We start from the raw sequence: 26090 nt of genomic DNA, 5'->3' as shown, positions 1-26090 counted from the left end.
CCATAAGGATGCGCATCGAAGACAGGGCTTCCCGCCGCTGCAAGAGGATGATCACGCGATGCATGGTCGGATCGAACTGGCGAGCAGGATCGGCTGGCGAGATGCGCTGCCCCTGTCGTCGCTTCGCCCCTGGCAGACGCTGAATTTCACCCGGCTCCTGTTGGCTGGCCTCTATTGCCTCGTCAGCTTCGCCTTTTCCAACGAACGGTCCTGGGCGGAGACGGCCGAAAATATCATCGCCCTTCTCATGCTGTTGCTCGCCCTCGGCGTCGTATTCCTGTCGTCCCGGTCCTGGGTTGTCGACATGCGCATACGCACGCCGGCCGTCCTGCTGGACACCCTGTTGTTCCTGCCGCTGCTGGTGGTGACGGGCGCGTCGGACAGTCCCTATTTTTCGGGCAGCTTCTTCATCGCGATCGAAGTGGCGCTCATCGTGCGCCGTCGTTTTTACATGCTGATCGCACTGGCCATCGGTGCGGCGGCGTTCGGCATGACATGGATCGACGAAATCGCGGCCCTGCCTCCGGAACCTGAGCTGGAGCGGGTGGTCCTTCGGGTCTGCTATCTGCTGGTCGCGATTGCGATAACGGCTGTGCTGCTGGGACCCCGACGGGAAACGCTGCTTGAAAGCGAGCGGAGCGAAAGGCTGCTGGAGGGGAATCCGCCTCCCGCCAAAAGCGACCATGGCAGCTTTCTATTGCATGCCTTGAAGGTGGCGACCGGCGGCGAGAGCTGCGCCGTTCTGTTCCGGACGGCCAGCCATGAGCCTTTGCGCTTTGCCAGCAGCATGGGGCAGGCGATGCCGTCGGCCGGTCTTGGCCCGTTGCTGGCCGTCACCACGGGGTGGCACGACGCGCGGCGGGATGCGTCGATCTCGCTGTCAGAGGCCGGAACTTCGCGGCTCACGCCCTTGTCGGATGGCGGACATGCCTGGACCTCGTTATTGGAGGCCGACACGGTGCTCACCGTGCGGGTCGCGACCGGAACCTTCGAAGCGGTGGGAGCGGTCCGTCTGTTCGACCCCCGCCATGAAGATTGCGCCGCGATAGCGCAGCATGTGTTCGAAGCCGCCTGCGAAGAATTGATGGTGCGCAACAGCCTGGACCTGGCCCATGTCATCGCCGGCGCGCGGGAACGGGAGCGATTGCAGCGCGAACTGCATGACAGCGTGCTTCAGGCGCTGGCGAGCATCCGTTTCCAGGTCGCGCCGCTGCTGGGCGGGCAGGCCATAGCCCCGCACCGGGTGATCGAGAATGTCGACCGGATCGCCAAGGACCAGATCGCGACCATTCGCTGGATCATCAATCCGGAAGTCGATGAGGAAGATTTCGCCTATCTGCCCGAAACGCTGGCGATGGTGGTACGCTCTCTGGGCGAGCAATGGAGCATAAGCTGCGAGTTGAAGGTCGAGGACGGCAATTGCGCCACCAGTGCGATGATTGGGCGGGAATTGAGCTTCGCCGTGCGGGAGATCGTCGCCAATGCGGTGCGCCATGCCCAGGCCAGCGCCATCGAATTCGCGCTGGAGCCGGACGGCAATCGCATCGCCTTGCAGGTCAGCGATGATGGCGTGCCCAATATGGCGCGGCTGGGGTCGAGCGGCGCCGTGCCTTCCCGATCGCTGATGCGCCGGATACAGACGCTGGGCGGTGAGGTGTTCCTGCGCAATATCGGTGGGCGCACGACCATCCGGATTACCATTCCGCGCAAATAGCGGAGCCTGGTGCTTCCCTTGGCGCCATGGATACCCATATTCGGGACGAACCGACAATGTCTGAGGGAACCGGCTGTTTACCCGGCGTTTACCAGAATGTCAGATAGTCGCGGCTAACGAACAGGCCCACGTCCGAAGGAGGTTCCGGTCCATGGTGCGAATGGTGAAGGATCATCTCTACCGGAAAAGCGTGGCCCTGGTCCTTTCCATGCAGGTCAATCTGCAACGCATCCTGATGATATGGGTCCTGGTGGCAGCCTTTGCCTGCGGGCTCAGGCTGGCCTTTCCGGCGACGCCCTATGCCGAGACGCCGTGGGTGAGCGGCGCTGGCCTGCTGCCCTATCTGCTGGTCGTAGCCTTGCCGGTCGCCACGCTGATGCTGGGACTGAAGCTGTTTCCGATGGGGCAGGTGCATGCGCAGCCGACGTTCCGGCTGGCCAAGGTCGGTCGTTGGCAAAAGGTCGATTGCCTGCGGGCGCGGGAGATGTCGCAGTTCGGGCTGTACGGCGTCATGGCGTCGTTGTTGCTGGGCATCATATTGAACGTGCCGGTGCGGACACTGGAATTTCTGAGTTCGGTCCCCGCGCTGGGCAGTTTTGCGCCGTCCTGGTTCGTAAGCCTGTACAGCATATTGCTGGCGGATGTCGTCATCCTGTCGAGCCTTTATATGTTCGCCTTTGCCATGGCGCTGCGGCTGGTGCCGCTGTTCCCCCGGTTTCTGGTGATGGTGTGGGGTATCGATCTGCTCGCGCAGCTTGGCATTGCCCATATGGTTTCATCGATCGACGAAGTGCCGCGTGCCGTTGATATGGCGCTGCTGGACTTGCTCAGCGGCAATGTGAAAAAGGTGCTGATCAGTGCGGCGCTGTGGATGCCCTATCTGTTGTTGTCGGAGCGGGTGAACGTCACCTTCCGGCATCGGGTCAGCGCCTGAACAATGGATGCCCCCGTCCCAGGGGGTGTGCCGCTGTTCGGGGCAGGGGCGATTTTCCGGCCGGCCTGAGATCGCAAGCCGGCACATTACCCATTCTCATGTCCCAATCCGATGTGTCGGCAAGACCAGTTCCTGCTGACGTCCCGATCCCTTGCATGAGCATCATGCCTTTAACCATTTCCATTCCTTGATTTTCTGCGCGCCGAGTCGCGCCTGATTCGCGGCGAGCCGAGGCAGGCCGAGAGATATTGCAAGCAAGTCCAAAATGGATGGCTTCTTGAACAGTCTGCTCCAGGCAGACCATCGCCGCAGGAAAATGAGGGCGAGGGGGTGGAATATTCCTTCGATATATATGCTCGAGTTTCGACATATTACCTTCTTCATATGAAAGTATATGCAACGAAAAAAATATAGTAAAAATTAAATTAATGACGTTATATTTTATTGATGCGATGATTTATTCAAGTAAACTAAAAAAAGATGATGGTTGATACTGGGGTATATAACTAAAGATATATTCTTAAAGTTATGTCGTTTACTTGTGGAAACGAATGTCATGAAAAAAAATGGTTAACAAAAAATTGCCATAAGACATTGAAAAATTGATGTTTTTTTTACCTTGTTGACTTGCGGTAGCTTTGGGTCAATTTGATCTCAAGTTCTACGGGAACTGCCAACTACCTGGCGAGTGGGTGATAATCGCCGCCGGGGTCGCGAGGTGGTCAGGCCCCAACCGCAGAGCTTTGCAAGGTTAGCGTCCGCGCTCGTGGTGTAATTTCTGGTGTAGATTGAGATGATCGCATGGGGTGGGGCATGCCCCACCCCATGCGATTTCGATCTCGGTGGCCACCGGGCTCATCGGTAAGGTGGAGTTACCACACTTCACACGCCCACCGAGGAGTTGATCCCGATGACCGACGACAGACTACCGCTTGCCGAGCTGATGGCGAAGACTGGAGATGGAGATTTCCTGCGCACGATCGCCGAGAGCGTATTACAGATCATCATGGAGGCCGACGTCGATGGCCTGGTCGGCGCTAGCCGACACGAGCGCTCCGGCGACCGGACGACCTGGCGGAACGGCTACCGCGACCGCAGCCTCGATACCCGGCTCGGCACGCTCAACCTGAGGATTCCCAAGCTACGGACCGGCGCCTACTTCCCTGGCTTCCTGGAACCCAGGAAGACCGTCGAGAAGGCGCTGGTCGCGGTGATCCAGGAGGCGTGGATCGCCGGCGTCAGCACCCGGCGTGTCGACGAGCTGGTGCAGGCCATGGGCATGACCGGCATCTCCAAATCCTCGGTGTCCAAGCTGTGCAAGGATATCGACGAACGTGTCCATGCCTTCCTTAAGCGGCCGCTCACCGGCGACTGGCCCTACCTCTGGCTCGATGCTACCTACCTCAAGGTGCGCGAGGGCGGGCGGATCGTCAGTGTCGCCGCGATAATAGCCGTTGCCGTCAACACCGAGGGCAAGCGCGAAATCGTTGGCCTTCACATTGGACCCTCCGAAGCCGAGCCATTCTGGTCGAGCTTCCTCAAGGACCTCGCACGCCGCGGACTGACCGGCGTGAAGCTGGTCATCTCCGATGCCCACGAGGGCCTCAAGGCAGCGATCACTCGCGTGCTCAGCGCCACCTGGCAGCGGTGCCGCGTCCACTTCATGCGCAATGCCCTGGCCTACGTGCCCAAGGGCCAGAACACCGTCGTCGCCGCTGCCATCCGCCAGGTCTTCCTCCAGCCCGACCATGCCGCCGCGACACAGGTCTGGCGCCAGGTCGCCGACCAGTTGCGTACCCGCTGGCCAAAGCTCGGCGCCTGCATGGACGATGCCGAGCACGACGTGCTGGCCTACATGACCTTCCCCGAGCAGCACCGCGTCAAATTACATTCCACCAATCCACTGGAACGCCTGAACAAGGAAGTGAAGCGCCGCGCCGATGTCGTCGGCATCTTCCCGAACGAGGATAGCATCATCCGCCTCGTCGGCGCCGTCCTGCTGGAGCAGAATGACGAATACCAGCTCCAGCACCGCTACATGCAGATCGAGGGCATGGCCGCCCTTGCTACACCAATGATCGAGGAGGCACAGCCGCTACAGATTACACCCAAGGCCGCCTGAAAATGCAGCCCGCTGGCCACACCCAATTCTACACCACATTGACGGACGCGACCCTTTGCAAGAGCGGTCGGAAAGATGGTTTCCGGCGAAATAGGGGTAAAAGACATGACTTTTTTCAAGACTCTTTGGAATGACCAGAGCGGCGCCGCTGCGGCCGAATATGCTCTGATCCTGGCCATTGTCGGCACGGGTATCGCCGTTGCTGCTTTCTCGCTGGGTAATGCGGTGAAGAACTCGATCAACACTGCCGCCAACTGCGTTAAGAATGCCCAATCGGGCACTTGTTAAGCGATCGCGAATAGTTTCCTGCGAAATAGGGGTGAATGTTATGGCTTTCTTCAAGTCTTTATGGACTGATCAGAGCGGTGCTGCTGCGGCCGAATATGCTCTGATCCTGGCCATTGTCGGCACGGGTATCGCCGTTGCTGCTTACGCCTTAGGTGGAGAGATCAAGAATTCGATCAACACCGCTGCCAACTGTGTCAAGAATGCTCAGTCTGGTACCTGTTAAGATCGAGTAATCGAGGGGCCGGTCTTTAATGGCCGGCTCCTATCGAATTATACAATCCCGGGGGGGAGTTGTCGTGGGGCAGCGCAGATCTCTAATCATCCTTGGCTTAGCGATCCTATTGGGGCTTGCGGCGGTCTACATCGCCAATGCCTATCTGAGCCGCGCCGAGCAGCAGCAGGCGGCCGTTCCCGGCGGAATGGTCAAGGTCGTCGTCGCTTCCATGCCGCTTCCGTTCGGAGCTTCGGTAACGCCGGAAAAGATCAAGGTCGTCGATTGGCCCGCAGCTTCGGTGCCGCCAGGTTCGTTCCGCGATCCCATCCAGCTCACCTCGCTTGGCAAGCAGCGCGTCGTTCTGCGCCAGATCGAGCCGGGTGAACCCATTCTCACATCCAAATTGTCGGCCGAAGGCGGGCGAGCCACCATGTCCGGTGTGCTGCGGCCCGATATGCGCGCCGTTGCCGTCCGGGTCAGCGATGTGGCTGCCGCGGGCGGTTTCGTGCTGCCGGGCGACACTGTCGACGTCTTCGTGACGCGCACGATGCAGGATCCGGGCACCGGCCAGAGCCAGCAGATCACCGATGTGCTGCTTCAGGAGACGCGCGTCATCGCCATCGACCAGAACGCCAATGACACGACCAAAGACCCGGCCGTCGGCAAGACCGCGACGTTGGAGGTCAATCAGGTCGATGCCCAGAAACTGGTGCTGGCGCAGCAGGTCGGTCAGTTGACCCTGGTGCTGCGCAATGTGACGGATGAGCGCAATCCCGCCGTCCAGACGGTCGGCACGGAGGATTTGCGTGATGGCGCCTATGTGGGCGGTTATGCCGGGCCGCGTGCCCGCGTCGCCAACGTGGCCTATCTTCCGCCGCGTCCGGCACCCGCGATGCGTGCGCCCCGCCGCACGGTTCCGAAAAATGTTTCCGCTCTGTCCGCGACCGCGACGGTCGAAGTCGTGCGCGGCACGACCGGCACCAGCTATGAGGTGAAGCGCTATGGTTCCCGCTAAGTCCGTGACGAGGCTGGCGCTCGCCGTAGCGCTGGCCGCAGGTGTCGCCATGCCCGCCACCGCGCAGATCGCGTCGATCGGCACCAACAATGCCGCCCATGCAGGGCAACTCGACGTTCCGCTCAACAAGAGCCAGGTATTGACGGTCGACCGGGCCTTTTCCAAAGCTCTCGTCGGCAATCAGGAAATTGCCGACGTCCTGCCCATGACCAATCGGTCGCTCTATGTATTGGGCAAGAAGGTCGGCACCACCAGCCTGACGCTTTATGACAGCCGCAACATGCTGATCGCGGTCGTCGATGTCGCGGTCGGGCCGGATGTGGTGACGCTGAAGCGGCAATTGTCGGAACTGATCCCAGGGGAAGAGATCGGCGCGCGCATTTCCAACGACGCGGTCGTGCTGACCGGCACGGTGTCGAATGCCGCAGCCGTCGACCGGGCGGTGCAGGTCGCGAAGACCTATGCCGGTGGAGAGGACAAGATCGTCAATATGCTGTCGGTCGGCGCGTCCCAGCAGGTCATGCTGGAGGTGCGCTTTTCCGAAGTGAACCGGCAGGCTGCGAAGCAGATCGGGTTGAACCACAGCTTCACGGGCAACCGGACGGCGGGAACGATCGGCAATTTGGCCGGGGACTCGATCATTCCCACGAACAACAATCATACGCCCACCATATTGCTGGATGGACTGTCGGACGCCTTCGGCGTCGGCACCTGGTCCTACAAGCTTGGCAGCCTCAATCTCTTCTCCGCGCTGGATGCGCTGGAGCGCAAGGGGCTGGTGAAGACGCTGGCCGAACCGACGCTGGTGGCGCTGTCGGGTGAAACGGCATCCTTCCTGGCGGGCGGTGAATTCCCGATCCCGGTCCTTCAGGGCAATGGAGGCTCCGGCACCGGTTCGGGCGGTGGCGGCAACGGTATCACGATCGAGTTCAAGCCCTTTGGCGTGAGCCTGGGTTTCACACCTACCGTGCTGAGCGACGGCATCATCAGCCTGTCGGTGGAGCCTGAAGTGAGTTCGATCGATCCTTCGGCTTCCGTGACGGTCAACGGCCTGGTCATTCCCGGCCTGCTGACCCGGCGGGCGAAGACGGTCGTGGAGTTGCGGGACGGGCAGTCCTTCGCCATTGCCGGCCTGTTGCGGAACGACTTCCAGGATACGGTGCGGCAACTGCCGATATTGGGCTCCTTGCCGATCATCGGTACGCTTTTCCGCTCGACGGGTTTCCAGAAGCAGCAGACCGAACTGGTCATGATCGTCACGCCCCGTCTGGTGAAGCCGATGCGGGCCGCCGACGTGGAGTTGCCGACCGATCGCGTGGGCAATCCGCATGAACTGGACCTGTTCCTGATGGGCCGCACGGACAAGGCGGTGGGTATCAACCCGCTCGATCCCGACGCCATGCCGCCGGAAAAGAAGGCGGCTCCAAAGCCGGTCGCGCCCGCGAAGGATGCGCCGGCCCCGGCGGGCGCCACTTCGAGTGGATATGAGCTATGAGCGGGAGACTGACCATGGGAAAATCGTCCCTTGCTGCGATGCTGCTGCTGCCGGCACTGGCCGGCTGCACCACCAATGATCCGACCTTCGGCGGGGCTGCGCGCCACAATTACGCCATGCAGGTCATCAATCCGGAGCCGAAATATGAGGGCGCCATGGTCGAGGGCGGTGAAGGAACCCGCAGCGCTGCGGCCGTCGAACGCTATCGCACCGGCAAGGTGAAGGAACCCAAGTCGATCCGGACCACGCAAGCCGTGAGCGGCAATGGCGGCGGCGGCGGGTCCGGCATGAGCGCCAACTGATCGGGGAAGGGAGCGATTTTCCATGTCTGCCCGTCGGAAAAGCCTGTTGCGGTCGACCAGCGGCGCGGTGGCGCCGACGGTCGCACTGTCGCTGTTCGGGCTGGTCGCGGTCGGGGGGATCGCTTTCGATTATGCGCGCATGGCGAGCCTTGATTCCGAATTGCAGACGGCCGCGGATCAGGCGGCCTTGGCGGCTGCAACGCAGCTTGACGGGAAGAGCAACGCCTGTAGCCGGGCGGCCAGCGCTGCCAGTGCATTGATCACGAACAACACACGTTTCGCCAATGATCATGGCGGTTTTGCCGTGACCATCGCCAATGAAACGGCGTGCGACCGCACCGGATTCATCAAATTCTACAAGAACAAGGATCGCAGCGACACAGGTACGCTGACCGATGCCGACGCTAATTTTGTCGAAGTGACGGTCAATTCGAGGACCGCTTACTTTGCTTTGACTCCGATCGTGTCGGCCCTGTCTTCGGGCCCTTTGTCGGCCAAGGCTTATGCTGGGGTAGGATCGGCGATTTGCAAGGTGCCGCCGGTCATGATGTGCAATCCGGATGAACCGACGGGAAATACCAACGAAAGTTATGCCTTCAACGCCGTTCGCGGTGATGGGTTGAAGCTCATTACTGGAAATGCGGATGCACCGGGCAACTTCGGTTGGCTCGATTCGGTCTTCCAAAATGGTGCCAATGGGCTGGCCGCAGCGCTTGGTTACGATACGATCCAGGCGGATTGCCAAACTGTGGATGGCGTTTCCACCAAGACTGGCATGAGTACCTCCGTGCTGGATGCGCTCAATACCCGCTTCGATGTCTATGCTAACGGCAATTCGACCTGTCCATCGCAATATGGCGGAACTTGTTCTCCGTCGAGCAATACGCGTAAGGACCTGGTTTGCAACTCGAACGATGGCCTCACCTGCAATAATAATTTTGGCGTTTCGAGCAACCCGTATCGGCCAACGACGGTTGCGGCGTTGACCTCGTCCTATCCGGATATCATGGGTTATCCGCGCGACCTATGTCATGCTGTGCCCCAAGGATCGCAGACCTGTGGCATAGTGGGTAATGCCACCTGGGACAGGGACGCCTATTTCCGGGTCAATTATGGATGGACCAGTCAGGCGGCCTGGATAGCCGGAACAAACAACGCCCTGGGTCCTACAGCTACTCGTTACGAGGTCTATAATTGGGAAGTGGCGCATCCGAGCGTGATCGGTGGCGACAATAAATCGCATGGGATCGGTGTCCCTCATGTCACGAACGGGAAAGAGACAGGGTTCGGTATACCGGCAAATAATATTGCCGGTATCACGCCTAGTTCGGCTGGCGTGGACAGGCGTCGCATCTCGGTTGCCGTTCTCAACTGCAATGCATTGAATCTGCACGGGAAAACGACAGGGATTGATCCGGTCAAATGGCTGGATGTTTTTCTGGTCGAACCGGCTTTCGCCCGAGGGAAGGGCAACAATACATATACCGACAAGAAAGAGGTGTATGTCGAGGTTATCGGCGATACGGGCAGCGGGGCGAACGGCGCGAGCAATCCTCAAGTCATTGAGCGCTCTGTTCCCTATCTGATCGAGTGAAGCGGATGCAACATTCTTTCCTTTTCCGCCTGTTTGCTTGCCGCCGCGCCGCCGCCGCTGCGGAAATGGCGCTCGTAACGCCGTTTCTCATTATCCTGATGTTCGCGTCTTTCGAAGCGGGTAATTATTTCCTGAGCGAGCATGTCGTGGCCAAGGCCGTGCGCGATGGCGCGCGCTATGCATCACGGCGATCGCTGACGGATTTTACCTGCCCCGGCACTGTCGCCAGCGACGTGGTCGACAAAACCCGTAACATCACCCGCACGGGACAGGTGGCAACCGGCGGTACGGCAAGGCTGATCAACTGGACGGCGCCCACCACGGTTTCGGTTACGCTCAGTTGCACGGCGATCAGCGGCGGCAATTATTCCGGCATCTACAAGGGCATGTCCAGCGTGCCGAAGGTCAAGGTATCGGCGACCGTGCCCTATGCCTCCCTGTTCAACGATCTCGGTTTTACCAGTTCGACCTTGAATCTGGTGTCCGAATCCGAAGCAGTGGTGCAGGGCATATGATGCGCATATTCGCTCGCCTTGTCCGCGACGACCGTGCTGGGTCGGCGGCGGAATTCGCGCTGGTCCTGCCGTTGCTCATCATCTTTCTGTTCGGCATCATCGATGTCGGACGGTTCATGTGGACCTGCAACCGGGCGGAAAAAGCAACGCAGATGGGCGTGCGCTTTGCCGTTGCCACTGACATGATTCCCAATGGCCTTGCCAATTACAGTTTCGTCGTCAGCGGCGGGCTGACGCAGGGCGATCCGATCCCGCAAAGTTCGTTTGGCGGCGCGTCCTGCAAGATCAGCGGCGGCGCGGTGTCCTGCACCTGCAATACGGGCGCGACCTGTCCCAGTCCCCTTGTCAGTAACAGTGCGACTGCGCTGACCGCCTTCAACAATGTGGTCGCCCGCATGCGTCTGTTCATGCCGGAAATAACCTCCAGCGCCGTGAAGGTGGACTATGACTATTCAGGGCTTGGCTATGCCGGCGATCCCAACGGTTCAGATGTCGCGCCGCTGGTGAAAGTGAGTATCCTGCCGAATGCGCTGGCCTTTCGGCCGATTACCTTGGCTGCTTTCAAAGGCTCTATCAACCTGCCTGCCTTCACATCCGCTCTGACGATGGAAGATGGCCAGGGCACGGTTGCAAATTGAGGAACAAGAATTTGGGCATCGTGACCAACGCAGCGGAACCCGCGGAGAGCTGGACTCTCAACATCGGCGACGAGGGCATCCACCTCATCCTGTCCGAGCAGGAGGTGCAGGCGTCCGATATATTGGGTGATGGGCTGAGCGGACAATCGCTGACGCTCAGCATGCTGCCGTCTGCCGCTGCCCTGCCGTCCCAGATGGTGGCAGAGGCCAGGGCGATCATCCTGGAGGTGGAACCCGACAGCGATGCGTCGATGAAGCGGCTGATCGCCCTGCGTGCGGCCAATCCCAAGCTGAGGCTGGTCGCGGCCATTCGCGATGCGCAGATTCCGGTCGTGCGTGCCTTGCTGCGCAGCGGGATCAACGATGTCGTCGCCCTGCCGTTGCAGGCGAGCGAACTGACGTCGATCCTGGACGAATTGAGGGCCGCCATTGCCGCCGACACGGGCAGCGAGGTCAAGACGGGGCAACTGGTCTCGATCATCAAGAGCGTCGGGGGTGTCGGCGCGACGACGGTCGCGACCCAGGCCGCCAGCCTCCATGCGCGCTCGGCCAGGCAGGAGGGGAGCGAAGTCTGCCTGTTCGACTTCGACATCCAGTTCGGCAATGCCGGCACCTTCATGGGCATATCTTCGCCGCTGACGCTGGCCGACCTGTTGACGGGCGGCAATCGCGTCGACCAGGAACTGCTGCGCACCGTCACCGTCGAGACGGCCACGGGGCTGCGCGTCGTCACCGCCCCGCCCGAGATCATGCCGATCGAGGCGGTGAATGCCGATCAGGTGTTCCGCGTGGTCGAACTGGCGCAGCGCAGCTTCGACACCGTCTATCTCGACCTGCCCGGCAACTGGACGAACTGGTCGATGTCGTTGGTGGCTCGTTCCCAGGTGATTTTCCTGGTGGTCGAGCTGACCATTGCCAGCCTGCGTCAGGCGCGGCGCCAGATCGCTCTGCTGCGCAGCCAGGACATCGATCCTTCCCGCATCCATGTGATCGCCAATCGCGTGGAGAAGAAATTCTTCCGCGCCATCGGGCTGGAGGATGCGGCGGCTGCACTCGACCATCCGGTCAGCCTCAGCATCGCCAATGATTTCCCGCTGGTCAGTTCGGCACTCGACCAGGGCGTGCTGATCCAGGAGCTGAAAGCGCGCAGCCGCGTGTGCAAGGATTTGCAGGATATCGTCGATTGCTGCGTTCAGGCGGCCGAAGCCGAACGCCGGGCGGAGAAGGGCTGATGTGGCAGATCCGTAAAGAAAAAGGCAGTGAACCGCGGGAGGAAGCCGCGGACGCCCTGGTCGCGCCGGTCGCATCCTGGGAGGATGACCGGCACACCGAACTCAAGGTCGCGCTGCACCAGAAGCTGATCGACATCATCAACCTATCCGCTCTGGACAATATGTCGCGGGCACAGGTCGAGGCCGAAGTGGGCGAAATCGTCCATGAACAGCTCGCGCTTCAGAAGCATGCGCTGAACCTGGAGGAGCGCAAGCGGCTGGTCTCGGACATATTGGACGAACTGCTGGGGCTGGGACCGTTGGAGCCGCTGCTCAAGGACCACAGCATCACCGATATTCTGGTCAACGGACACAAGCTGGTCTTCGTCGAGCGCGGCGGTCGGCTGGTGGAAACGGCGACGCGTTTCAAGGATGAGAAGCACCTGTTGCGTATCATCCAGAAGATCGTGGCGGCGGTCGGACGACGGGTCGATGAATCATCGCCTTTTGTCGATGCGCGCTTGGCCGACGGATCGCGCGTCAATGCGATCGTGCCGCCGCTGGCGGTCGACGGATCGCTGCTGTCGATCCGCAAGTTCGCCAAGGTGCCGATCAGCATGGCGCGCCTGACCGAGTTGGGCAGCGTGCCCGGGCCCATGGCCCAGGTACTGGCGGCCGTGGTGGCGGCGCGGCGCAACGTCCTTATTTCCGGCGGCACGGGATCGGGCAAGACCACGCTGCTCAATGCCATGTCGGCCAGTATCGATGAGCATGAGCGTATCGTGACGATCGAGGACTCCGCCGAATTGCAGCTTCAGCAGCGCCACGTAGCCCGGCTGGAAACCCGGCCCGCCAATATCGAGGGGCGAGGCGAGGTGTCCCAGCGCGATCTGGTGAAGAATGCGCTGCGCATGCGGCCCGACCGCATCATCGTGGGCGAGGTCCGCGCCGGTGAGGCCTTCGACATGTTGCAGGCGATGAACACCGGCCATGATGGATCGATGACCACGGTCCACGCGAACACGCCGCGCGATGCGCTGTCGCGCGTCGAGCAGATGATCGGCATGAGCGGCATCGATATTTCGCCCCGGTCCGCGCGGGCGCAGATCGCGTCCGCGCTCAATGTCATCGTGCAGGTCGGGCGTCTGGCGGACGGCCGCCGCCGTCTGCTGAGCATTTCCGAGATCACGGGCATGGAAGGCGAGGTGATCACCATGCAGGAGATCTTCCGCTTCAAGCTGACGGGTCGGGATGAGGACGGCATGGTCCGCGGCCATTTCGAGGCGACGGGCATCCGCCCCAAATTCATGAGCGAACTGACCGACCGGGGCATCAACCTGCCTGCCGACCTGTTCCGCCCCGATGCGGTGGTGCAGTGATGAACCCGCTTTATATCCGTGTCTTCATCCTCATCCTGCTGTTCGCGGCAGTCATCCTGCTGATCGAGGGCATTTCGAGCTGGCTCCGTGCGCGTGCCAGTACGGAGCGGGTCGTCAACCGCCGGCTGAAGATGATCGCGGCAGGGTATGAGCGGAGCACCGTGCTTTCCAAGCTGCGCCGCAACAGCGAGGAAATGAACTTCAATCATGCGACCCTGTGGGGGCGCGCCGGATTGGGGGTGTTGCGGACGTTGCATGGCGCGGGGCTGACCATTCCGGCGCGAACCGTGCTGATGCTGATGGGCATAGCCGCTGGCCTGCTGTTTCTGCTGGTGATCGTCGGTGGTGTGGCGTCGGGCTATGGGCTGACGGCGGGGATGATCGTCATGGCGGTCGCCTTTGCGGTGGCGCTGGGCATATTCCTGCCCATGATGGTGTTGACCCGGCTCAGCCAGCGCCGACGCAAGAAGATGGAGGAACAGTTTCCGGTCGCACTGGACACGTTCGTGCGTGGCCTGCGGGCGGGCCATCCGATCGCCGCCGCGCTGGAACTGCTGACCAAGGAGATGCGGGATCCGATCGGCAGCGAATTCGGCATCGTCGTGGACGAGGTCACCTATGGCGCGGATTTGCGCGACGCCTTGCAGCGCATGGCCGAGCGGTGGGACATGAACGAAATGCACATGTTCGTGATCTCCCTGTCGGTACAGAGCGAGACGGGCGGCAATCTGGCCGAAATCCTGGAAAACCTGTCGCTCGTCATCCGCGAGCGGGCGAGCCTTTTCATGAAGGTCCGGGCACTGAGTTCCGAAGGGCGGATGACCGCCATCATGTTGACCGCCCTGCCGATCCTGGCCTTTGTCGGTTTGTTCATGGTCAATCCGGCCTTCTACATGGACGTGGCGCAGGACAGGATGTTCATCTTCGGCTTTTCGGGCCTGATCATCCTTTACATGATCGGTTTCATCACGATCCGCCGCATGGTGGATTTGAAGGTTTGATCTGATGTTTGACCTGGCACTTCTTTCCCAATTGCGACCGGTTTTCCTGGTGCTGCTGTTCGTCGTGATCGTGGCGCTGGTATTCGGTGTGGCGGAACTCGTCACGCGCAACGCCAAGGTACGCAGCCGTCTGGACATGGTAAGCGATGCCGGCAGCGCGACGCAGGCGGGCGTGCACAGTCTGCGTGGCGAGCGCAACAACAGCGAATGGAAAAAGCTGGTCGACCGGATCGAACGGCTGGGCATCTCCCTGGTCGACAGCAACAATGACAGCCTGCGCCGGCGGATGATCGCGGCGGGCTATGCCTCGCCCGAAGCGCCGCGCATCTTCACCCTCATTCGCCTTGTCATGACCTTCGCCCTGCCGGCGGTGTTCGTCATCAGCGCGCTCGGCAAACCGGAACCGCCGAGCCCGGTGAAGCTCTATCTGATCGCCGTGTTCTTCGCGATCGTCGGGCTTTATATTCCCAATCTGTGGATATCGGCCAAGGCGGGGCGGCGTCAGGAAGCCATTATCCACGGCTTTCCCGATGCGCTGGACCTGATGCTGGTCTGCGTCGAGGCGGGGTTGGGGCTGGAGGCGGCGATGGATCGCGTGGGGCGCGAACTGGCCATATCCCACCCGCTGGTGTCGTCCGTTCTGGGCAAGGTCGTGTTGGAATTGCGGGCCGGGCGAAGCAGGGCCGATGCGCTGCGGCGCATGGCCGATGACGTGGACGTGGACGAAATCCGGTCCTTTGCCACGCTGCTGATCCAGTCCGATCAACTGGGCTCCAGCGTGGGACAGACGCTGCGCGTCTATGCCGCGGAAATGCGCGAAAAGCGCCGGATGCGCGCGGAGGAGAAGGCGCACCGCTTGCCGGTGCTGCTGTCGATCCCGCTCGTGGCCTGCATGTTGCCGGTCATGATCGGCGTGTTGATGCTGCCGGCGATCGTGCGGGTGATCCGCGACATATTGCCATATATGACCAGATAGCAAAGGGGATGGGGGGCGTGAAAAAACGGACATTGGCCATCGCGCTCATCGTGGCGACGACGGCATGCAGCCCGACGAAAACCGGCGTTCTTTCGGTCAGGCCCGTCAATGAGGAGCCAACCGGTTCGACGAAGGATGCGTTGGCACGGGGCGATCTGCTGTTCGCGCAGGGCGATCATGCGCTGGCTCTGGACGCGTTCCGCAAGGCCGTGCGTTACGATCCCGACGATGTGCATGCGTTGAACGGTGTCGCGATCAGCTATGCGGCGATGGGCAGGCATGATCTGGCGCGCGAATTTTTCGAACTTGCCCTGGCCCGCGCGCCGCAGGATGCGCGCATCTATCGTAATTTCGCGCGCAGCCTGGAAGCGCAGGGGCTTCGCGGCGAGGCTGATGCCTTGATGGCGGCTGTGCGATCGCTCGTGCCCGGATCGGCAGGGGCGCCGAAAATGGCGGCCCGTCCGACGCTGGCGCAATTGGCGGCGAACGGCCTGCGGACGGCGCCTGCGAACGTGCAGCGCCAGGCCCATCTGGAACTGGAACGGCTTTCGCTTGGCGAAGTGCGGTTGCGGACTGGGGCGTCCGCCGACGGTTTTGGCGCGGCGCCCCAGTTCACGACAAGGATCATCACTGTCGCGGAGGTTGCGGCACCGACGCCGGCGCGATCCTTGAGCACACCGATCGTGACGGTCGCCGCCGAGCCGTTGAACGAGCCGAAGCCTCTGAATGGAAATCGACCCTCGGCCATCGTGGCCAAGCAGCCTGTGTCACTGGTCAGGGCGTCATCCGCCGGCCCGGGCGTCGCGGCCGCCTGTAGCGAGGTAGCGCAGGCAGGTTTCCGTCTGCCGGCTACCGGTTATGCCATCGATCTGCCGAACGCCCGGAAGGACGGGGATGCGGCCGGTCGATGCGCATCATGGGCTGGCGATGATGTGCAGGATGGGGTGTTCAAACGCCTGTGGAAAGCGTGGCTGCAACCGGGCAACCGGAAAGCCGGCAGGGGATGATTTTGCTTCTGCTGCTCGCGGCCGCAGTCGCCCATCCCGTTGGAGGAGCCTCCTCCGCGGCCGCTCCATTGGATTATCCCTTCCTGATGGATGAGGCGATCGACGGTGGACGGATCATTCAGGCTGAAGCGATGCTTGCCCAATGGCGTGCGGAGGCAGGGGCCACCGACCGGCCGCGGATCGACATTGCTACCGCGCGCCTTGCACTGGAAAAGCGCCGAGATGGGGAAGCTGCCGCTCAGTTCACGGCATTGATCAATTCTGGAATGGCCGATTGCCGGGTTGATGAAGGGCTAGGCATTGCCATGGTGCGGCTTGGCCAGCCGCAGCAGGCGCTCGAGCCGCTGCGTCGGGCCGTTGCCGCTTGCGCGGACCGCTGGCGAGCCTGGAATGCGTTGGCTGTCGCCTATGATCATGCGGAATCCTGGGCACTGAGTTCGGCCGCTTATGAGCGTGCCTTCCAGCTTACCAACAAGCCCGAGAAGATACTCAATAATTATGGTCTGTCGCTGCTCAAGCAGCGGCAGGCGGACAAGGCCTCCGCCATTTTCGACAAGGCGCATGAATTGGTGCCCGACGACGCCGGCGTCACGGCCAATCGCGATGCCGCTTATGTCTTGTCGGGGCGGGACATCCGGCGCTCGGCGGGTGACAGTGCGGATACCTGGGCGCGGCGGCTCAGCCATGCGGGGCAGGTCGCGCTCCAGGCGGGCGACCGGGCGAAGGCGCAGGCCTATCTGAGCCGTGCCGTCACCGAAGCCGATAATTTCGTGCCGGAAGCCGCCGCCGCGCTTGCGTCAATGGAAAATGGGAAGCGATGATCAAGGACCTGATTTTGCCGGCCGTCTCGCTGGTTCTGATCGCCGCGGCGGTCGAAGACATGGCGCGGTTGCGCATATCGAACGTCTTTCCGCTGCTCGTGGTCGCCCTCTATGGCGGCTGGGTCGCGGTCACGGGATGGGAAAACGACATCTGGCATAACGCGACCCTCTTTCTGGGCATGTTCGCGCTCGGATGCGGCATGTTCGCCATGCGTTTGATGGGGGGAGGGGACATCAAGCTGATGGCGGCCTGCGCGCTTTGGTTTGACTGGTCGGGCGCCGTTCCGTGGATCGTCTATATGACGGTGGGCGGTGGCGTACTGGCGCTGTTGATCATCGTGGGCCGCCGCCTGGTGCCGCAGGGCGTGCGCGGTAACTCCTCTCTCGCGATCTTCTCTGCCAAGGGCCCCATTCCCTATGGCGTCGCCATTGCGCTGGGCACGATCATGGCGCTCTACATGGCGGGGCCGAACCCCAGCGCCATGGCTCATATGCCTGATTTCGTGCGCCCGCTATAAGGCTTCGCGCGCTCGATTTTGACCAGCGATCACCAGGAAATCGGTCGGAGCGCGCTGCGCTGGAGCATCGTGCGCAAAAGTGGGAACCGGTTTTGCGCTTAAAAGGATGCGGCAACAAAAGCTTAGCGCGCGGCTTGCGCATGATTCAACGCAGCGCGCTCTAAATCGGACGCAGGACGCGCTCTCCGGTGTTTTTGTGCGATGCCTTAGAGCGCCCGATCTGATTGAATCAGATTGGACGCTCTATTTCTTTGTTTTACCCCGATTTCTTAACCGTAAGATGATGCCATCTGACTGGAAATCGTTCTAATGCTCCATGCTGACGGCGGGTATGTCGCTGTCCATCGACATCATCATGATGATCAGTTCCGAACGCGACTTGATGTTGAGCTTCTGGAAGATGCTGTGCAGATGAACCTTGACGGTTCCTTCGGTCAGGCCGCAACGGCTGGCGATTTCCCGGTTGCGCAATCCGGCGCGGATCAGTCCGGCGATTTCCAGTTCCCGTTCGGTCAATACGCTCAGGACATTGGCCTCGTTCGCGGGGGCGGAGATGCTGTGCACCAGCGCCTGTTCCATGACGAAGGGGGCGATGCTCTTGTTGCCGTTCATGACCTGCTGGATGCAGCCCAGCAACTCGTTGGGATCACTGTCCTTCAACACCACGCCATCGACGCCCAGCTTGATCGCCTCCAGCGTCTGTTCCGGACGGATGTGCACCGTCATGAAGATCACCGGCACCGTGCTGCCGCTGTTGCGGATGGCCGACAGGATGGCCAGCCCGCCGCCGCTCTTCATGCTGACGTCCAGGATCAGCAGGTCTGGCTCGCCGGTTTGCATGCGTTCCAGCGCCTCTTCCACGGAGCGGGCGCAGAACAATATGTCGTGGCCATGGGAACTCAGGAACTGTGCCATGCCATCCAGGAAGATCGGATGATCGTCGACTATCGCAATCTGGGCCATCATATCTGGGACCTTGGTAAAGAGGAGGGTAGTCTGATCGAGATTAATGAATTCATGCTTAAATTATGAAAATAGGCCGTACCGCCGATCTTGCTCAATCGCTTCATGATGGATTGCGATTGCAGTTCGAAATCGCCGGTATAGCTGTCTCGTGCGGGGGCCTGAGGCCCCGGATTATCCTTTAGCGCAATCAGTATCTCGTCGTCGACCTGTGCGATCGATACGGTGATATGGCGGGCATTGGCATGCTTGACCGCGTTGGCGGCGACCTCCCGGATCAGATATTCGACTTCCGCCGCCGTTTCCGCCGATACGGTCATGGCCCGCTCGACCAGGTTCAGGCGGCAATCGATCGCCCATTGCAACGCGATGAAGCGGCAGCAGCGTTCGACCTCGCGGGCCAGGTCGACGTCGGTTTCCGATGAAACGGGAAGTTGCTGGCTGAGCAGGCGGCGCAGATGCGCTTGCTCGGCCGTCACCAGTTCCTCCATGGATTTCAGTTCCGCCACCTGTTCCGGGGTAGCGCCGCCCGGCAGTCCGTGGATGGCTGTCACCAGCCTGACGCGCAGCGCTGCCAGCGTTTGCAGGACGCTGTCATGCAGGTCGCGGCTGAGCGCCTGTCGTGCTTCGGCAAAGGTGCGCTGACGCCAGGCAAGGAAGAAGAAATGGCGTTCCAGGAACAGGTCGATCCCCTCCTGTATGCGCAGGCACCGCAGCAGCAGGGCCGGGGACCAGCCATGGCGGGTGCCGATGAACAGCCGCCCGCGCAGTTCGCCGGCCTGCACATAGAAGCTCGCCCCCTGGCCCGGTCCGAAAACGTCCGATATGGTGTCGGTCAGGTCCGCCGCCCGTTCATTCCGCAATATGCCGAGGCGGCTGCGCAGAAGGAGCCGGGGTGACTGGGTGGAATAGAGAAAGGGCGCATCCCTTGGCGTGACGTTGGTCAGGCCGTCAATCTGCTTCTGCGGCAGGACCATGCGCCGCACGCCGTCCGCATCGCCGAACTCGCAATGAACCGCCGTATCGTCCATCGTTTCCCAGACGAAGGCGCAATAGCGGGAGTTCATCAGTTGCGCGACCTGCTCCACCAGAAATTGCGCGAGCGATTTCTGAAAGGACAGGCCCACGCCCTGCAACCGCTCGGTCCAGTTGACCAGCCGCTGTTCCAGGATGGACATGCTCAGCATCGATGCGGCGATCATGCAGCCGATGACGATGGTCAGGCTGTCGATGGCGCGGTCCACGGCCATCACATGCCGGACCGAAATCCATGCGTCATAATATCCGCGGGCCATGAAGGCGAAGATCAGACATAGCCCCAGGACGATGATCGCCCCGCGTCCGAAGCGGTCGGATGCCGACCATGCGACGAAGAACAGGCACCCCAGCGCCGCGATCTGCAGGGGGGCGCACAGGACGATGACCGTCAGGAAGACGATCAGGTCGAATATCAGGAAAAGGGGACGCAGCAGCAGCCCGACGGGCGGTGTCAGGAAATGCTGCCCCATGCTGAGGATGGTCCATATCCAGACGCCGATCTTCACCAGTTGCGCGGTATGGGTGAAATAGGAATCGCCGCCCAGCATGACGTCGATCTGCCAGATCGCGGCAACGGAAAAGGCGACGCGGGATATGGCAAAACCCAGCGTCGGTGAACGGCCCAACCAAAGCACCAGGCGATCCATCATGGAAGACGCCCCGTCTATGCGATGCATGGTGAAATTTGTCCCCCGACATACTCCACAAGAGGAGTGTGCGCATGTGACTGAAGGAAAAGCAACCGATATCGATGCGGCTATCGGCGCGCCCGGCAAATTATGCGCGATTTCGGGACAGGTCGGAATGAAAAGGCTCCGGATGGCGTTCCTGACCGGCAGTCTGTAAACGGGCGGGATGGCGTCGCTTATCACTCCCGCCCTTGTCTGTGCCTTGCGCGGCCATGGCGAACATGGCGCGATCGCGCGGTTGTTGACGCCCGATCATGGCTTGCTGGCGGGGTATGTGCGGGGCGGGCGTTCGCGCCAGCTACGCCCGGTGCTGTTGCCCGGCAATGCGGTCAGGGCCGAATTCCGAGCGCGGACCGAGGAGCAGCTGGCCGGGCTGACCGTCGAATTGGCGCATAGCCGCGCGCCCCTGCTGGCAGAAGCCTTGCCTGCGGCAGCGATCGACTGGGCTTGCGCGCTCACGGCGGCGGCGCTGCCCGAGGGGACGCCCTATCCCGCGCTCTACCAGGCGTTGGACGGCGTGCTGGGCGCGGTCGAGGCGGCACCGGCGGCGCGAGGATGGGCGGCGGCGTTGATCCGCTACGAATTGCTGCTCCTTGCCGAACTGGGTTTCGGTCTGGACCTGACGCGTTGCGCCGCGACGGGCGGGAAGGACGATCTGGCCTTTGTCAGTCCGCGCAGCGCGGCGGCGGTCAGCCGGGAAGGGGCATTGGGCTACGAGAATCGACTGCTGCCGCTGCCGGCCTTCCTGCTGGCGGGCGGGGCGGGGGATTGGCCGGCGATCCTCGACGGTTTGCGGCTGACGGGCTTCTTCATCGAGCGTTCGGTGTTGACCGACTGGCGCGCGCAAATCCTTCCGTCGCGTGAGCGGCTGGTCGATCGCCTCAAAAGAGCGATTGCCTAAATACTTGCGCTGGAGGGTGGGGCTTCATAAGGGGCGGCACGAGGTTGAAGGAGTTGCCCTATGTTGATCGCCCTGTTCCCCGGAGATGGTATCGGCCCCGAGATCGTCGCTCAGGCGAAGCGCGTGCTGGATGCGCTGGCGATCCCCGGCATCACCTATGAAGAAGGGCTGGTCGGCGGCGCGGCCTACAAGGCGGTGGGCCATCCGCTGCCGCCGGAAACGCTGGACCTTGCCAGGCGCGCCGATGCGATTCTCTTCGGTGCGGTGGGCGATCCGGATTGCGACTCGCTGGAGCGCCATCTGCGCCCCGAACAGGCGATCCTTGGCCTGCGCAAGGAACTGGGCCTCTTCTCCAACCTGCGTCCGGCCAAGGTCTTCCCGGAGCTGGCCGACGCCTCCGCGCTCAAGCAGGAGGTGGCGAGCGCCATCGACCTGCTGATCGTGCGCGAGACCAATGGCGACGTCTATTTCGGCGAGAAGGGGATGCGCAAGACGCCCGAGGGTCTGCGCGAAGGCTATGACATCATGTCCTATAATGAGGAGGAGGTGCGCAAGATCGCGCATCAGGGCTTCCAGGCGGCGCGCGCCCGCCGTGGCAAGCTCTGCTCGGTGGACAAGGCCAATGTGCTGGAAACGAGCCAGCTCTGGCGCGACGTGGTGATCGAGGTTTCGGCCGATTATCCCGACGTCGCGCTCAGCCACATGTATGTCGACAATGCCGCGATGCAACTCGTGCGCAATCCCGGCCAGTTCGACGTTATCGTCACCGGCAATATGTTCGGCGACATTCTTTCCGACCAGGCGAGCATGTGCGTCGGTTCGATCGGGATGCTGGCTTCGGCCACGCTCAACGACAGCAACCAGGGCCTGTACGAGCCGATCCACGGCTCCGCGCCCGACATTGCCGGGCAGGGCAAGGCCAATCCGCTGGCAACGGTTCTGTCGGCGGGCATGATGCTGCGCTATTCGCTGAACCTGGCCGACCAGGCCGACCGCATCGAGGCCGCCGTCGCCAGGGCTCTTGCCGACGGGGCGCGCAGTTTCGATCTGGGCGGCACGATGAGCACCGTCGAAATGGGCGACGCCGTGCTGGCGGCGCTGGTCTGAATATTGGGTCTGAGGATAAGGCGATGAAGCGCAAGAGCGGGCAGAATCCCGAGATCACCAAGAATTGGCGCCCGGCGACGCTCGCAGTGCGTGGCGGCAGCGTGCGCAGCGAATGGGGTGAGACGTCGGAAGCCCTCTTCCTGACCAGCGGTTACAGCTATGACCGCGCGGAAGATGCCGCCATGCGCTTCGCTGGCGAGCAGCAGGGCATGACCTACAGCCGCCTTCAGAATCCGACCGTTGAGATGCTGGAAAAGCGCATCGCCCTGCTGGAGGGCGCCGAAGCCTGCCGCGCGACCGCGACAGGCATGGCGGCGATGACGGCGGCCCTGCTGTGCCAGTTGTCGGCGGGCGACCATGTGGTTGCGGGCAAGGCTCTGTTCGGCTCCTGCCGCTGGCTGACCGACACGCTGCTGCCGAAATTCGGGATCGAGACGACCACCGTCGACGCGACCGACAATGCGGCCTGGGAAGCGGCGGTGCGGCCCAACACCAAGGTCTTCTTCTTCGAGACCCCGGCCAATCCGACCATGGACGTGGCCGATCTCGCCGCGATCTGCGGCATCGCCAGGGCGCATGGCATCACCAGCGTCGTCGACAATGCCTTCGCGACCCCTGCGCTCCAGCGGCCGATGGAATTCGGCGCCGACGTGGTGGCCTATAGCGCGACCAAGATGATGGACGGGCAGGGCCGGGTGCTTGCCGGCGCGATCTGCGGCACCGAGGATTTCATCCTCAATACGCTGCTGCCCTTCCATCGCAATACCGGGCCGACGCTCAGCGCCTTCAACGCCTGGGTTGTGCTGAAGGGGTTGGAGACGCTGGACCTGCGCATCCGCCGCCAGAGCGAGAATGCGCTCAAGGTCGCCAAATTCCTCGAAGGTCGCGTCGCGAAGGTTCTTTATCCGGGTCTCGAAAGCCATCCGCAGCATGCCCTTGCGATGAAGCAGATGGCGATGGCAGGTCCGATCTTCTCGCTCTATGTCGGCGGCGGCCGGGCAGAGGCGCATGGCCTGCTCAACGGCCTGGAACTGGTCGACATCAGCAACAATATCGGGGATTCGCGCTCGCTGATGACGCATCCGGCCTCCACCACCCATTATGGCATGGCGGAGGAAGCGCGGCTGGAGGTCGGCATCACCGAGGATATGCTGCGCCTCAATGTCGGTCTGGAAGACCCGGAGGACGTGATCGAGGATCTCGATCGCGCTCTGAAGTCGATAGGCCGTTGACGGAACAGGGGTGAAAGGCGCATTTCTTAAGCTGTGAACGCACTTTTCCCCTTTCATGCGACCACGCGCGACATCAACGTGCATGTGGCCGTCACCTTCCTGCCCGAACAGTCGGAGCCGGACCGGGGCCGCTGGTTCTGGGCCTATCATATCCGCATAGAGAATGACGGGGACCAGCCGGTGCAACTGCTGACCCGTCACTGGATCATAACCGATGGACGGGGGACGCAGCATCGGGTCGATGGAGATGGGGTCGTGGGGGAACAGCCAGTGGTGCAGCCGGGCAAGAGCTATGATTATGTGTCGGGTTGCCCGCTCAACACGCCGAACGGCTCGATGAAGGGCCATTATCACATGATCGGCGCCAGCGGCGAGACGTTCGACATCGCTATCCCCCATTTCGCGCTGATCGCGCCGGCGGTGGCTGAATGAAGCGTACCCATTTGCCGCTCAACGGCCTGCGCGTGCTGGATGCGGCGGCGCGGCATCTGTCCTTTACCCGCGCGGCGGACGAACTGGCGGTGACGCCTGCGGCCGTGGGGCAGCAAATTCGCGCGCTGGAAGATTTGCTGGGCGTCGTTCTCTTCCGCCGCACGCCCAAGGGGCTGGAACTGACCCCGGAAACCGAAGCGGGCCTTGCTGCCCTGCGCGCCGGCTTCCTGGAGTTCGAGGAGGCCGTGCGCGCCATGCAGGCGGGCCAGTCCAGTTCCTCGCTCACCATCGCCGCGCCGCGCGACATCACCGCCAAATGGCTCCAGCCGCGCCTCGCGGGCTATGCGGCGAGCCAGCCCGACCTCAAATTCGCACTGGTCGCCGCGGACGAGACGCTCGATTTCACGGAAGCCAATCTCGACCTCGCCCTGCGCCTTGCCGAAGGGCCGGGCGAGAATGAAGGCATCAAGCTGGGCGAAGCGGCCTTCGTCACGATCGAGGCGGCCCAAGGTGGTCCCGACCATCGCATCGAATGGCCCGGTTGCCCCAAGGGAGACGCGCCCGCGACGATCCGCGTGGCCGACGCGGGCCTCGCCATCGAGGCGGCGGCCAACGGCTTCGGCCATGCCTGCGTGCCGACGCTGCTTGCGGAGGCGGATATGGCGGCGGGCCGGGTGCGGCAATTGGGGGATAAAATGTCGTCGCCGCTTGCCTATTGGCTGATCGCCCCCTTGCCGCAGTGGCGGCAGAAGAAGGTCAGGGCGCTCGTCGAGGCACTGACCGGATAGTTGCTTTTTCTTAAGCTGCTGGCGCCTATCATCCGCCGGCAGGAGGGGCGGCATGGCCTGGGACGGCGGCACGAAGACAAGGGGATTGCTGGTTGCGCTGCTGCTCTGTGCGGCGGCGCCGTTGCAGGCGCAGGCGCCCTATGTCCCGGACGTGACGGAAGCGCGCGAAAAGGAATGGCGCAAGCTGGTCGCCGCGGCGCAGGCGGCCTATTCGGCGGGCAAGGCGGCGGATGGGATCGACAACGCCCGCAAGGCACTGGCCCTGGCGGACGAACTGTTCGGCGTCGACGATCCGCGCGCGCTCATCTCGGCCAACGACCTGGCGTTGCAACTGGATTCGACCGGCCGTTTCCGGGAAGCCGAAGGCCTGTTCCGGCGCGTGTTCGACAGTTATCTGCGCACGCGGGCGGAAGATGACCCCAATACGCAATTGGCGGTCGAAAATCTGATCGACTTTTATATCGCCCGCAAACGCTATGATGCGGCGGTGCCGCTGGCGGACTATGCCCTGGCCAGCTTCCGCCGGACGACCGGCGCGGGCAGCGAGCGCAGCCGGCGGATGGAACGGATCGTTGCCGACATGCCGAAGCCGGTCGTGCGGGAGGTCGCGATGGAGAAGCCGTCTGACGCGCAATCCGCGGACATGGCTGCCGAAGCTGTGGAAAAAGCGTCTGTAACGCCAAAGGATGAGGAAGGGGCGTCCAACCCCTGAGCCCCGCTTTTCCGCCGTTCCGTCGCGGTGGGGCACGGGATTAACCTAAGATATAAGTCATTGGCTCAATTGTTAAACATGACGCAATGGCTAAGTCTGATTCGCGTCGGAGGGGCACAGATTTTCCATAGCTTATCGCCAGTCACAGGCCGACTGGACGAAGCCGCGGAAGGCTCCGAACGATAAGCCTATGGGTCGCAATCATGGGGCGGCCGGCTGTACAAGCCGGTCGCCCTTTTGCGTTTTTCCGATGGTGGTCGAGGCGAAAGACCCCTCATCGGGCCGCCAATGCGATCGGGGATCGAGTCGTCCGAGTCGCCTGATATGGGCCCTTGGTGTTAACCACGGCCCGGTCCCGGCATAGCCGTCTCGATATAGGTTTGATCATAGATCTATATCCTAAGATATATACATTAAGGATAAAATTGGCGCTTATCGCCTTAAAATGGTTAACAAAACTGGAATTTGCGTGACTCATTTCGCA

At 62.0% G+C, this 26090-nt stretch carries 26 protein-coding genes; 24 read left to right on the top strand and 2 right to left on the bottom strand.

Annotation, left to right across the window (positions count from 1 at the left end; genetic code table 11):
- The first annotated feature begins 58 nt into the window (after positions 1 to 58).
- From CAF53_RS01090 to CAF53_RS01005, 18 genes are all read left to right on the top strand, one after another.
- Complete coding sequence (locus tag CAF53_RS01090; RefSeq protein ID WP_197707327.1) at positions 59 to 1714, top strand: histidine kinase; 1656 nt, start codon at positions 59 to 61, stop codon at positions 1712 to 1714.
- A 151-nt stretch (positions 1715 to 1865) separates the two neighbouring features.
- Positions 1866 to 2648 carry a hypothetical protein gene (locus CAF53_RS01085; RefSeq protein ID WP_046763131.1) on the top strand — a complete coding sequence of 261 codons (783 nt, stop codon included), beginning with the start codon at positions 1866 to 1868 and terminating at the stop codon, positions 2646 to 2648.
- Positions 2649 to 3558: 910 nt separating this feature from the next.
- Positions 3559 to 4770 (top strand): IS256 family transposase, encoded by a 1212-nt coding sequence (locus tag CAF53_RS01080; protein WP_011950834.1) that lies wholly within the window; start codon positions 3559 to 3561, stop codon positions 4768 to 4770.
- A 105-nt stretch (positions 4771 to 4875) separates the two neighbouring features.
- A complete protein-coding gene (locus CAF53_RS01075; RefSeq protein WP_100237018.1) occupies positions 4876 to 5058 on the top strand; it encodes a Flp family type IVb pilin in 183 nt (60 codons plus the stop codon).
- A 40-nt stretch (positions 5059 to 5098) separates the two neighbouring features.
- Positions 5099 to 5281, top strand: coding sequence for a Flp family type IVb pilin (locus CAF53_RS01070; protein ID WP_100237017.1), 183 nt, complete (start codon positions 5099 to 5101; stop codon positions 5279 to 5281).
- A 28-nt stretch (positions 5282 to 5309) separates the two neighbouring features.
- The gene (cpaB, locus tag CAF53_RS01065) at positions 5310 to 6287 is read left to right on the top strand and encodes a Flp pilus assembly protein CpaB (RefSeq protein ID WP_100237016.1); all 978 of its coding nucleotides are present in this window, start codon (positions 5310 to 5312) and stop codon (positions 6285 to 6287) included.
- On the top strand, positions 6274 to 7782 hold the full coding sequence (locus tag CAF53_RS01060; protein WP_100237015.1) for a type II and III secretion system protein family protein: 1509 nt from the start codon (positions 6274 to 6276) through the stop codon (positions 7780 to 7782). Before cpaB ends, CAF53_RS01060 begins: the two co-directional genes overlap by 14 nt.
- 14 nt (positions 7783 to 7796) lie before the next feature.
- Entirely contained in the window at positions 7797 to 8084 is a 288-nt protein-coding gene (locus CAF53_RS01055; protein WP_046763126.1) for a hypothetical protein, read from the top strand.
- 22 nt (positions 8085 to 8106) lie between these two features.
- Complete coding sequence (locus CAF53_RS01050; protein WP_046763125.1) at positions 8107 to 9678, top strand: pilus assembly protein TadG-related protein; 1572 nt, start codon at positions 8107 to 8109, stop codon at positions 9676 to 9678.
- A 5-nt stretch (positions 9679 to 9683) separates the two neighbouring features.
- A complete protein-coding gene (locus CAF53_RS01045; RefSeq protein ID WP_046763124.1) occupies positions 9684 to 10193 on the top strand; it encodes a TadE/TadG family type IV pilus assembly protein in 510 nt (169 codons plus the stop codon).
- Positions 10190 to 10831: a TadE family protein gene (locus tag CAF53_RS01040; protein WP_046763123.1), complete on the top strand. Its 642-nt coding sequence runs from the start codon at positions 10190 to 10192 to the stop codon at positions 10829 to 10831. The genes CAF53_RS01045 and CAF53_RS01040 overlap by 4 nt, the downstream gene beginning before the upstream one ends.
- 20 nt (positions 10832 to 10851) lie before the next feature.
- Complete coding sequence (locus tag CAF53_RS01035; RefSeq protein ID WP_242443465.1) at positions 10852 to 12063, top strand: pilus assembly protein CpaE; 1212 nt, start codon at positions 10852 to 10854, stop codon at positions 12061 to 12063.
- Positions 12063 to 13421 (top strand): CpaF family protein, encoded by a 1359-nt coding sequence (locus CAF53_RS01030; protein WP_046763121.1) that lies wholly within the window; start codon positions 12063 to 12065, stop codon positions 13419 to 13421. Before CAF53_RS01035 ends, CAF53_RS01030 begins: the two co-directional genes overlap by 1 nt.
- The gene (locus CAF53_RS01025) at positions 13421 to 14422 is read left to right on the top strand and encodes a type II secretion system F family protein (RefSeq protein ID WP_046763120.1); all 1002 of its coding nucleotides are present in this window, start codon (positions 13421 to 13423) and stop codon (positions 14420 to 14422) included. The genes CAF53_RS01030 and CAF53_RS01025 overlap by 1 nt, the downstream gene beginning before the upstream one ends.
- Positions 14423 to 14426: 4 nt before the next feature.
- Positions 14427 to 15398: a type II secretion system F family protein gene (locus CAF53_RS01020; RefSeq protein ID WP_046763119.1), complete on the top strand. Its 972-nt coding sequence runs from the start codon at positions 14427 to 14429 to the stop codon at positions 15396 to 15398.
- Between the two features lie 17 nt (positions 15399 to 15415).
- Positions 15416 to 16405 carry a tetratricopeptide repeat protein gene (locus CAF53_RS01015; RefSeq protein ID WP_100238641.1) on the top strand — a complete coding sequence of 330 codons (990 nt, stop codon included), beginning with the start codon at positions 15416 to 15418 and terminating at the stop codon, positions 16403 to 16405.
- Positions 16402 to 17226, top strand: coding sequence for a tetratricopeptide repeat protein (locus CAF53_RS01010; protein WP_100237014.1), 825 nt, complete (start codon positions 16402 to 16404; stop codon positions 17224 to 17226). Before CAF53_RS01015 ends, CAF53_RS01010 begins: the two co-directional genes overlap by 4 nt.
- Positions 17223 to 17744, top strand: coding sequence for a prepilin peptidase (locus CAF53_RS01005; RefSeq protein ID WP_046763117.1), 522 nt, complete (start codon positions 17223 to 17225; stop codon positions 17742 to 17744). Before CAF53_RS01010 ends, CAF53_RS01005 begins: the two co-directional genes overlap by 4 nt.
- Positions 17745 to 18050: 306 nt before the next feature.
- On the opposite strand, the gene CAF53_RS01000 is transcribed toward CAF53_RS01005, so the two are convergent.
- Both CAF53_RS01000 and CAF53_RS00995 read right to left on the bottom strand, forming a co-directional pair.
- Entirely contained in the window at positions 18051 to 18710 is a 660-nt protein-coding gene (locus tag CAF53_RS01000) for a response regulator transcription factor (RefSeq protein ID WP_046763114.1), read from the bottom strand.
- The gene (locus CAF53_RS00995; protein ID WP_242443344.1) at positions 18707 to 20395 is read right to left on the bottom strand and encodes a histidine kinase; all 1689 of its coding nucleotides are present in this window, start codon (positions 20393 to 20395) and stop codon (positions 18707 to 18709) included. The genes CAF53_RS01000 and CAF53_RS00995 overlap by 4 nt, the downstream gene beginning before the upstream one ends.
- 205 nt (positions 20396 to 20600) lie before the next feature.
- Between CAF53_RS00995 and recO the strand changes: the two genes are divergently transcribed.
- Genes recO through CAF53_RS00965 form a run of 6 tightly spaced genes read left to right on the top strand, consistent with a single transcriptional unit; the run spans position 20601 to position 25606 of the window.
- Positions 20601 to 21335 (top strand): DNA repair protein RecO, encoded by a 735-nt coding sequence (recO, locus tag CAF53_RS00990; RefSeq protein ID WP_100237012.1) that lies wholly within the window; start codon positions 20601 to 20603, stop codon positions 21333 to 21335.
- Between the two features lie 60 nt (positions 21336 to 21395).
- Positions 21396 to 22442 carry a 3-isopropylmalate dehydrogenase gene (leuB, locus tag CAF53_RS00985; RefSeq protein ID WP_100237011.1) on the top strand — a complete coding sequence of 349 codons (1047 nt, stop codon included), beginning with the start codon at positions 21396 to 21398 and terminating at the stop codon, positions 22440 to 22442.
- 23 nt (positions 22443 to 22465) lie between these two features.
- Positions 22466 to 23674 (top strand): O-succinylhomoserine sulfhydrylase, encoded by a 1209-nt coding sequence (gene metZ, locus CAF53_RS00980; protein ID WP_046763111.1) that lies wholly within the window; start codon positions 22466 to 22468, stop codon positions 23672 to 23674.
- A gap of 33 nt (positions 23675 to 23707) precedes the next feature.
- Positions 23708 to 24106 (top strand): Co2+/Mg2+ efflux protein ApaG, encoded by a 399-nt coding sequence (gene apaG / locus CAF53_RS00975; protein WP_046763110.1) that lies wholly within the window; start codon positions 23708 to 23710, stop codon positions 24104 to 24106.
- Positions 24103 to 24894, top strand: coding sequence for a LysR family transcriptional regulator (locus tag CAF53_RS00970; protein WP_046763109.1), 792 nt, complete (start codon positions 24103 to 24105; stop codon positions 24892 to 24894). Before apaG ends, CAF53_RS00970 begins: the two co-directional genes overlap by 4 nt.
- 52 nt (positions 24895 to 24946) lie before the next feature.
- Positions 24947 to 25606, top strand: a complete 660-nt coding sequence (locus CAF53_RS00965) for a tetratricopeptide repeat protein (protein WP_157035711.1) — start codon at positions 24947 to 24949, stop codon at positions 25604 to 25606.
- The last annotated feature ends 484 nt before the right edge of the window (positions 25607 to 26090 follow it).

The sequence above is a fragment of the Sphingobium sp. LB126 genome (assembly GCF_002795205.1).
GTDB classification, from domain to species: Bacteria; Pseudomonadota; Alphaproteobacteria; order Sphingomonadales; family Sphingomonadaceae; genus Sphingobium; species Sphingobium chungbukense.
Note: the sequence above shows the minus strand (reverse complement) of the source record. Positions and strands in the feature narration are given on the sequence as shown.

Excerpts from the sequence above, each read along its gene's own strand:
- CAF53_RS01090 (WP_197707327.1), top strand. The coding sequence starts at position 59 with ATGCATGGTCGGATCGAACTGGCGAGCAGGATCGGCTGGCGAGATGCG.
- CAF53_RS01085 (WP_046763131.1), top strand. The coding sequence starts at position 1,866 with ATGGTGCGAATGGTGAAGGATCATCTCTACCGGAAAAGCGTGGCCCTG.
- CAF53_RS01080 (WP_011950834.1), top strand. The coding sequence starts at position 3,559 with ATGACCGACGACAGACTACCGCTTGCCGAGCTGATGGCGAAGACTGGA.
- CAF53_RS01075 (WP_100237018.1), top strand. The coding sequence starts at position 4,876 with ATGACTTTTTTCAAGACTCTTTGGAATGACCAGAGCGGCGCCGCTGCG.
- CAF53_RS01070 (WP_100237017.1), top strand. The coding sequence starts at position 5,099 with ATGGCTTTCTTCAAGTCTTTATGGACTGATCAGAGCGGTGCTGCTGCG.
- cpaB (WP_100237016.1), top strand. The coding sequence starts at position 5,310 with ATGGCCGGCTCCTATCGAATTATACAATCCCGGGGGGGAGTTGTCGTG.
- CAF53_RS01060 (WP_100237015.1), top strand. The coding sequence starts at position 6,274 with ATGGTTCCCGCTAAGTCCGTGACGAGGCTGGCGCTCGCCGTAGCGCTG.
- CAF53_RS01055 (WP_046763126.1), top strand. The coding sequence starts at position 7,797 with ATGGGAAAATCGTCCCTTGCTGCGATGCTGCTGCTGCCGGCACTGGCC.
- CAF53_RS01050 (WP_046763125.1), top strand. The coding sequence starts at position 8,107 with ATGTCTGCCCGTCGGAAAAGCCTGTTGCGGTCGACCAGCGGCGCGGTG.
- CAF53_RS01045 (WP_046763124.1), top strand. The coding sequence starts at position 9,684 with ATGCAACATTCTTTCCTTTTCCGCCTGTTTGCTTGCCGCCGCGCCGCC.
- CAF53_RS01040 (WP_046763123.1), top strand. The coding sequence starts at position 10,190 with ATGATGCGCATATTCGCTCGCCTTGTCCGCGACGACCGTGCTGGGTCG.
- CAF53_RS01030 (WP_046763121.1), top strand. The coding sequence starts at position 12,063 with ATGTGGCAGATCCGTAAAGAAAAAGGCAGTGAACCGCGGGAGGAAGCC.
- CAF53_RS01025 (WP_046763120.1), top strand. The coding sequence starts at position 13,421 with ATGAACCCGCTTTATATCCGTGTCTTCATCCTCATCCTGCTGTTCGCG.
- CAF53_RS01020 (WP_046763119.1), top strand. The coding sequence starts at position 14,427 with ATGTTTGACCTGGCACTTCTTTCCCAATTGCGACCGGTTTTCCTGGTG.
- CAF53_RS01010 (WP_100237014.1), top strand. The coding sequence starts at position 16,402 with ATGATTTTGCTTCTGCTGCTCGCGGCCGCAGTCGCCCATCCCGTTGGA.
- CAF53_RS01005 (WP_046763117.1), top strand. The coding sequence starts at position 17,223 with ATGATCAAGGACCTGATTTTGCCGGCCGTCTCGCTGGTTCTGATCGCC.
- CAF53_RS01000 (WP_046763114.1), bottom strand. The coding sequence starts at position 18,710 with ATGATGGCCCAGATTGCGATAGTCGACGATCATCCGATCTTCCTGGAT.
- CAF53_RS00995 (WP_242443344.1), bottom strand. The coding sequence starts at position 20,395 with ATGATGGATCGCCTGGTGCTTTGGTTGGGCCGTTCACCGACGCTGGGT.
- recO (WP_100237012.1), top strand. The coding sequence starts at position 20,601 with ATGGCGTCGCTTATCACTCCCGCCCTTGTCTGTGCCTTGCGCGGCCAT.
- leuB (WP_100237011.1), top strand. The coding sequence starts at position 21,396 with ATGTTGATCGCCCTGTTCCCCGGAGATGGTATCGGCCCCGAGATCGTC.
- metZ (WP_046763111.1), top strand. The coding sequence starts at position 22,466 with ATGAAGCGCAAGAGCGGGCAGAATCCCGAGATCACCAAGAATTGGCGC.
- CAF53_RS00970 (WP_046763109.1), top strand. The coding sequence starts at position 24,103 with ATGAAGCGTACCCATTTGCCGCTCAACGGCCTGCGCGTGCTGGATGCG.
- CAF53_RS00965 (WP_157035711.1), top strand. The coding sequence starts at position 24,947 with ATGGCCTGGGACGGCGGCACGAAGACAAGGGGATTGCTGGTTGCGCTG.